The sequence below is a fragment of the Devosia sp. genome, assembly GCF_040509215.1.
GTDB lineage: Bacteria > Pseudomonadota > Alphaproteobacteria > Rhizobiales > Devosiaceae > Devosia.
The window spans coordinates 1-2,708 of the sequence record NZ_JBEVLL010000366.1 but is presented as its reverse complement, the minus strand read 5'-3'; the positions used below and the strand labels follow the sequence as shown (position 1 = coordinate 2,708).

3 protein-coding genes are annotated in these 2,708 nt (G+C 62.6%); all 3 read left to right on the top strand.

Annotated elements, in window-relative coordinates:
* A partial coding sequence (locus ABW043_RS20750; RefSeq protein ID WP_353923097.1) for a GMC oxidoreductase occupies positions 1-192 on the top strand: 192 nt, incomplete at its 5' end.
* 130 nt (positions 193-322) lie between these two features.
* The gene (locus tag ABW043_RS20745; RefSeq protein WP_353923096.1) at positions 323-883 is read left to right on the top strand and encodes a gluconate 2-dehydrogenase subunit 3 family protein; all 561 of its coding nucleotides are present in this window, start codon (positions 323-325) and stop codon (positions 881-883) included.
* 1 nt (position 884) lies between these two features.
* A complete protein-coding gene (locus ABW043_RS20740; protein ID WP_353923095.1) occupies positions 885-2,453 on the top strand; it encodes a GMC family oxidoreductase in 1,569 nt (522 codons plus the stop codon).
* Positions 2,454-2,708 lie beyond the last annotated feature (255 nt).

Sequence of the window (2,708 nt, the reverse complement as noted above, 5' to 3'; positions counted from 1 at the left end):
ATCATGGGCACGACCGCGGGCAACTCGGTTGTCAACAGCTACGGCCAGACTCATGAGGTTGCGAATCTCTATGTGGCCGGATGCGGAATTTTCCCGACCGAAAGCTCGGCCAACCCCACGTTCACGCTCAACGCGCTGTCGCTGCGCGGCGCCGAACAGCTAGTCACGAACTGGAACAGCATCGCGAGCTGATTTCGCGGAAGCACGCGCGAGCGGCGTTGACGGGGATGAAAAGGAGGGTCACCATTACTTTGGAATAATTCAGAACAAGCCGGACGCAACGACCGGCGAAGCGCTTGGGAGCGCCGATAGGGAGGACTGCATGGATCAGATAGAGCGACGCGCCTTTATGAAGGGCGCGGGAAGCGGCGTACTCGCCTTCACGGTAGGCGGCGTCGAAGTACTGCTTACCCCGGGGGCGGCGCGGACGCAGGGTGTGCCGTTCCGGCTGCTCAACGCCAACGAAGGCGAAACCATCGAGGCGCTGGGCGAGACGCTGGTGCCCGGCGCGGGCAAGGCCGGCATTGCGCATTTCATCGACCACCAGATCTCAGTGCCGGCGGAGGAGGCGCTGCTGCAGGCGCGCATCTTCAACGTACGTCCACCGTTTGCGAATTTCTATCGCGCCGCCATCGGCGCGGTTGACCGCGGCAGCGAGAAGGTCACCGGCCGGAAATTTGCGGCGCTATCGACCACCGATCAGCGCGATTTCGTCAACAATATGCGCCAGAACAAGATCGAAGGCTGGACCGGACCGAGCGGAGGGTTCGTCTACACCATCCTGCGCAGCGATGCCGTCGATGTCGTGTACGGAACGATGGAGGGCTACGCCGCCCTCGGCATCCCCTACCAGGCCCACATCGTGCCAACGAAGAGGTGGTGACATGGCGAACGAAAAAGTGGATGTCGTCATCGTCGGCGCCGGCGCGTCCGGCTCGGTGTATGCATCAGTGCTGGCCAAGGCCGGCAAGAAGGTCGTGTTGCTGGAGGCCGGTCCCGACTGGCAGATGTCCGACCTGATCAGCTCGGAGATGTGGGGACGGCGGATCAGGCCGGCCGGCGCCCCTTTCCTGCTCGAAGGCAAGAATCCGTTCGGCTATGCCGGCCAGGCCGGTTGGGGCGTGGGGGGTGCAGCGCTGCACTATTTCGCCAATCACCCGCGTTTTCTGCCGAACGATTACAAGATCAAGAGCGAGCACAACCGAGCGCTTGATTGGCCGATCTCCTATCAGGATGTCGCACCGTTCTACGACAAGGTCGCCCATGACATCGGCATGTCAGGCGATGCCAAGGCGGAGGAGAAGTGGCGCCCGGCGGGCCAATCCTATCCGATGCCGCCGATGCAGACCTTCCGCCACGGCGAAATCTGGGTGAAGGGCTTCGAGTCGCTGGGCATCCGCATGGTGCCGGCGCCGGTCGCGATGAACTCGACAGAATTCAAGGGGCGGCCGGCCTGCATCTACGACGGCTGGTGCCATGTGGGCTGCCCGACCGGTGCGCTTGCCAATCCGACGGTCACCTACCTCAGCGAGGCCAGAAAGGCCAAAGCCGAGGTGCGCGCGCTTTGCAGCGTCACGCGCGTGCTGACTAACGCCCAGGGCACCAAGGTCGCCGGCGTCGAGTATTATGACGAAAAAAAGGTGCGCCAAGTCCAGGAAGCGAACGTCGTCGTGCTGGCCGCGTGGTCGGGACAGAACTCCCGCCTCTTGCTCAATTCGGCGACCGACAAGCACTCGAAGGGGCTCAACAATTCAAACGGCCTCGTCGGTAAATACATGATGACGCATTCGATCGCGGGGATCAACGCGATCTTCGACGAAGACATCCAAAACCATCTGGGCACGATCGGCGCGCAGTACATGTCCTACGACCGCTACGGCAAGACGAGCTATAAGGACGCGTTTGGCAGCACCTACATCACCTGCGGTGCGGCGCAAAAGACGCACGACTTTGCCAGTACCCGCCCTGATCTGTTCGGCCCTGACCTGCATGACTATATGAAGCGTGCTGCCCGTGGCTTTACTCGGATCAGCATGTTCGGCGAGGGCTTGCCAAACATTGAGAACCGGATCGAGCTCGCGAGCGACAAGGACGAGTTCGGCATGCCGCTCGGCCGCCTCACTCACAGCTTCGACCAGGATGCGGTCGCGCTGTGGAATGCCAACCTCGAAGAGGGGCAGAGGGCCGCCAAGGCCGCCGGCGCCAAGGAGGTCTGGGTGGGGCGCGCCGCCATACCGACGACCCACCTGCACGGTGGCACCATCATGGGTACGGACGCGGCCAACTCGGTGGTCAATAGCTTTGGCCAGTGCCACGAGTTGCCGAACCTCTACGTCGCGGGGCCTAGCATCTTCCCGACCGAAGGTGCCTCGAATCCGACCTACACGATCCTTGCCGTGTCCCTGCGCGGGGCCGAGCAATTGGCGGCGAAATGGGCCACAGTCGCGGGGTGAGGTAAAAATAATGCCGTCATCCGGGGCGCTCCACCGATCTCGGTTTTCCTGAGATCGGTGGCTCCGGAATGACGAAGCGGCTCGACGCTCACTGCGGCTCGATGCCGGCGGCTCGCGCAAGATCGGCGATCTGCTGGACCTGCGCTGCAATGAACGGCTTGAATTCAGCCGGCGCACTACCGAGCGGAATAACGCCGATGCTTATGAGGCGCTCGCGGATGATCGCGGTCGCGATCGACTTTTGCACCTCCTCGT